The sequence below is a fragment of the Variovorax sp. 01T439_2 genome, assembly GCF_056398445.1.
On the sequence record NZ_JBFTPJ010000478.1, the window covers coordinates 1 to 4,468 of the forward strand.

General features: G+C 70.8%; 5 protein-coding genes. 3 read left to right on the top strand and 2 right to left on the bottom strand.

The features are described from left to right. The 3 genes from AC1DOC_RS20885 to AC1DOC_RS20895 form a co-directional block, all read left to right on the top strand. Positions 1-114, top strand: a 114-nt coding sequence (locus tag AC1DOC_RS20885) for a formaldehyde-activating enzyme (RefSeq protein ID WP_478130409.1), incomplete at its 5' end; no start/stop codon positions are given. Positions 115-116: 2 nt separating this feature from the next. Next, positions 117-2,009, top strand: coding sequence for an aminodeoxychorismate synthase component I (gene pabB, locus AC1DOC_RS20890; protein WP_478083341.1), 1,893 nt, complete (start codon positions 117-119; stop codon positions 2,007-2,009). Between the two features lie 37 nt (positions 2,010-2,046). Further along, positions 2,047-2,715 carry an HAD family hydrolase gene (locus AC1DOC_RS20895; RefSeq protein ID WP_478079267.1) on the top strand — a complete coding sequence of 223 codons (669 nt, stop codon included), beginning with the start codon at positions 2,047-2,049 and terminating at the stop codon, positions 2,713-2,715. Here AC1DOC_RS20895 and AC1DOC_RS20900 read toward each other — a convergent pair whose 3' ends face one another. Together AC1DOC_RS20900 and AC1DOC_RS20905 are read right to left on the bottom strand one after the other, a co-directional pair. Continuing rightward, positions 2,716-3,366, bottom strand: a complete 651-nt coding sequence (locus tag AC1DOC_RS20900; RefSeq protein ID WP_018904583.1) for a response regulator — start codon at positions 3,364-3,366, stop codon at positions 2,716-2,718. It lies immediately after the preceding gene. Beyond that, on the bottom strand, positions 3,363-4,468 hold a 1,106-nt coding region (locus AC1DOC_RS20905), incomplete at its 5' end, for a histidine kinase (protein WP_478130408.1). The genes AC1DOC_RS20905 and AC1DOC_RS20900, both read right to left, overlap by 4 nt.

Genomic DNA, 4,468 nt, shown 5'->3' on the forward strand with positions numbered 1-4,468 from the left:
AACTACGAAGCCACCAAGCTCGCGATCCGGCGCGCCTTGAACAACGAGCCGTCGGTGGACGAGCTGATCGCCAACCGCCACCGCATCAAGCACGACATGGACGACTGGAGCTGACCTTGCCTTCGTTCGCGCTCCTCGACGACTGCGGCTCGACCCCCGCGCGGCCCACCAGCCGGCTGCACACCGGGTTCGTGCGCGAGCACCGCTGCACCGACCCGGCCGAGCTCGATGCGGCCTGGGCGCGCGTCGATGCCGACCTGCGGCAGGGCCTGCACGCGGTGCTGCTGGCCGACTACGAATGGGGCGCCAGGCTGCAGCGCGCGGGGCATACGCGGCTGGCGGCCGACGATGCCTCGGCGCTGCGCGTGCTGATGTTCAGCGACTGCGCGATGCTTTCGTCGGACGAGGTTGCCAGCTGGCTGGAGCAGACCGAGGCGAGCGAGGCCAATCCGCCGCAGCCCGTCGGCGTGATGGACCTGCAGCCCAGCATCGACGAGCCGGCCTTCACCGAAGCCATCGCGCGCATCCACGGCGCCATCGCCGCGGGCGAGACCTACCAGGTCAACTTCACCTACCGGCTGCAGGGCCAGGGCTACGGATCGCCCGTGGCGCTGTACCGGCGCCTGCGCGAGCGGCAGCCCGTGGCCTTCGGCGCGCTGATCGCCTTGCCCGAAGGCCATTCGAAGACGGGGGAGGGCGACATCACCCACGTGCTCTCGTGCTCGCCCGAACTCTTCCTGCGCCACGATGCAGGCGTGCTCACCGCGCGTCCCATGAAGGGCACCGCGGCCCGCGCCGATGCGCCCGAGGGCGACAGCGAGATGGCGCGCCGGCTCTCGGTCGACGCCAAGAACCGCGCCGAGAACGTCATGATCGTCGACCTGCTGCGCAACGACATCGGCCGCGTGGCGCAGATCGGTTCCGTCAAGGTGCCGACGCTCTTTGCCATCGAGCCCTATGCCACGGTGTTCCAGATGACCTCGACCGTGCAGGCACGGCTGCGCACCGGCGTCGGCATGCCCGAACTGCTGCGCGCGGTGTTTCCCTGCGGCTCCATCACGGGCGCGCCCAAGCACCGCACCATGGAATGGATCGGCGAACTCGAAAGCACGCCGCGCGGCCTCTACTGCGGCGCGATCGGCTGGGTCGATGCGCCGGCAGAGGGCGCGGCCATCGGCGACTTCTGCCTGTCGGTCGCCATCCGCACCCTCACGCTGGGCGCGCAGCAGAAGGGCCTGCGCCCGCTGCGGCTGGGCATTGGCGCGGGCATCGTGCAGGACAGCATGGCGGCCGACGAGTTCGAGGAATGCCTGCTCAAGGCGCGCTTTCTCACCGCGCTCGATCCCGGCTTCGAGCTCTTCGAGACCATGCTGGCCACGCCCGGCGAGGGCATCCGCTACCTGGACCGGCACCTCGCGCGGCTGGCGCACAGCGCACGCGTGCTGGGCTTCCGGCTCGACCGCGATGCCGCGATGCAGGCGCTGCGGGAAACCTTGCCCGCGCTCGCGCTCGGTCGGCCCTCGCGCCTGCGGCTCGCGCTGGCGCACGGCGGGCGCATCGGCATCACGCATTCGCCGCTGCCGCCCTTGCCCCCGGGCGCAGTGAAGCTGCTGATCGCCGACCAGCGGCTGCCCAATGCGAACCCGCTGGCCGCCCACAAGACCACCGTGCGCCAGCACTACGATGCCGGCGTGCGCGCGGCCGAACGCGCCGGGGCCTTCGACAGCCTGTTCTTCACCGAAGACGGCCGGCTTGTCGAAGGCGGGCGCAGCACGGTGTTCGCGCGCATCGGCGGACGCTGGTGGACGCCACCTGTGGCTGATGGCGCGCTGCCCGGCGTGATGCGCGGCGTGCTGATCGAAGACTCGATCTGGGAGGCCACCGAACGCAGCCTGTCCCGTGAAGACCTGGAGGGCGCGCAGAAGCTCGTGGTGTGCAATGCGCTGCGCGGCGTGCTGCCGGCGCAGCTGGTTCGGCAAGCGCAGCCGCACGAGGCGGCCGCTGCTTGAGTGGCCGGGCCCGCCCCTCGCTTGACCGGGCTTGCCGATGAAGCTGGCGCTGTTCGACCTGGACCACACGCTGATTCCGTTCGACAGCGGCATGGCCTGGACGCGCTTCCTGGTGGCGCGCGGCGTGCTGCCGGCCGACGCTGAGACGGTCTACCTGGGCTACTGCCAGCAGTACGTGGACGGCACGCTGGACATCCACGCGCTGCATCGGGTCAGCGTCGCGCCGCTCGCAAGCTTCGGCATGGCCGCGCTGCGCCAGTGGGCGGCGGAGTTCGAAGCCGAGATCGCGCCGCAGGTGCCCGAGCCGATGCGCGCGCTGGTGCGCCGGCACCAGGACGCAGGCCACGTCTGCGCCATCGTGACCGCCACCACCCGCTTCATCGCCGAGCCCTTCGGCCGCGTGTTCGGCGTGGCCGACGTGCTGGCGACGCGCTCGCTGGTGATCGACGACACGCTCGACGGCGGCATCGACGGCGACCCGTGCTACGGCGTGCACAAGCTGATGCATGTGAACCAGTGGCTCGCCACGCGCGGCACGCGGCTCGATGCGCTCGAGCAATCGTGGTTCTATTCCGATTCGGCCAGTGACCTGCCGCTGCTGAGTGCCGTGTCCGATCCGGTGGCGGTGGCGCCCGACGATCGCCTGCGGGCGCGGGCCGTCGAGGCCGGCTGGCCGATCATCGAACGGACGCCGCCGGGCGGCTAGCTAGACCTGGATCAGCCCCCAGCGCAGCGCCACCCAGGTGAGCTCCGCCTGGTTGGTGGCGCCCAGCTTCTGCTTGACGCGGTACAGGTGCGAGCCCACGGTGCTGAGCGAAAGGTTCAGCGTGCTGGCAATCTGTGCCACCGTCATGCCGCGCGCGAGCTGGATGAAGACCGAGAACTCGCGCTCGCTGAGCAGGTCGGCCGGATTGGCCTCGCCCTCGATCTGGGCCGTGGCCAGCGCCTGCGCGGTGTTGGCGTCGATGTAGCGGTCGCCGCGCGCCACGGCCTTCACCGCGGCAATCAGCGCATCGGGCGCGCTGCGCTTGGCCAGGTAGCCGAGCGCGCCGGCACGCAGCACGCGGCGCGGATGGATCGTGTCCTCGTGCGCCGACAGCGCCAGCACGCGCGCCTTGGGGTCGTGCGCCAGCAGGCGGCGCAGCGCCTCCAGCCCGCCCATGCCGGGCATCGACAGGTCCATCACCACCACGTCGGGCCGCACCTGCGGATAGTCCTGGCAGGCCTGCTCGCCGGTGTCGGCTTCGGCCGCCACCTCGATCTGCGCATCGGCCAGCAGCATGCGAAAGCCCATGCGCACCAGCGCGTGGTCGTCCACCAGCATCACTCGAATCGGCTGAATCGCCTGGGTGGTCATGTGTTCTCCGCTGTGGCCGCCGGCAAGGGCAGGCGCACCGTCAATTGGGCGCCGCTGGGCGCGGCGGGTTCAAGGCGCAGGTCGCCGCCCAGGCTGTCGATGCGCTCGGCCAGCCAACGCAGGCCATAGTGCCCTGTGCTGGTTTCCCTGGCGGCATCAGGGCCGGGCAGGCCGCGCCCGTCGTCGGTCAGCGTGAGCTTCACCGTCTGTTCGTCGCCCTGCAGGGCCAGCACGATGCGGTGCGCCTCGCCGTGGCGCAGTGCGTTGGTGATGCCTTCCTGCGCGGCGCGGTACAGCACCAGCGCGGTGTCGGTATCGAGCCGCAGGCGGTCGAGCTCGATCTCCAGGTGCCACTCGACCTGCACGCCGCCATGGCTGTTGCGGGTTCGCTCGACCAGGTCCTCGAGCGCGGCCACCAGCCCGAACTTGTCGAGCACCAGCGGCGTCAGGCGCGGGATCATGCCGTGCATGGCCGTGTAGAGCCGGCCCGACTCCTCGGCAATCAGCCGCGCCGCCTGCTCGGACTGCGGATCGAGCGCCTGCACGCGCTGCGCGATCGACAGGGCCATGCTGCGCATCGCGGTGACCGACTGGCCCAGCTCGTCGTGCAGTTCGCGGGCAATGAGACGGCGCTCCTGCTCGATCTTCTGGTCGACCCAGCGGCCCAGCTCGCGGCTTTCGGACAGGCGGCTCTCGGCGCGCACGGCGCGCCGTTCGGTTTCGATGTGCTGCTGCAGCATGCCGACCATGCGGTTGAAGGCGGCGCCGATGGCCGCCGCCTCGGTGCCGGGCAGGGCGCGCAGAAAAACATCGAAGCGCCCGCTCTCGAGCTGGTTCAGCGCGTGCACGATGTCCGCGAACGGGCGCGTCGCGCGGCCCACGAGCCAGAACACGCCCGCGTTGACGATCGCCAGCAGGCCCAGCGCGCTGAGCGTCAGCAGCACGAAGTCGTCCCAGGCATCGAGCACGGCGCGCGACGCGTTGGAACTCACCATCAGCTTGCCACCGGGAAAGGCGATCGACATTTGCGACGGCGGCGGCGAGACGAGGCGGTCGAACCAGTCGGGCGCATCGCGGCCGGCCTTGTAGACCGAGTTGGGCG

Coding starts and splice junctions, on each gene's coding strand:
- AC1DOC_RS20895 (WP_478079267.1), top strand. CDS start 2,047: ATGAAGCTGGCGCTGTTCGACCTGGACCACACGCTGATTCCGTTCGAC.
- AC1DOC_RS20900 (WP_018904583.1), bottom strand. CDS start 3,366: ATGACCACCCAGGCGATTCAGCCGATTCGAGTGATGCTGGTGGACGAC.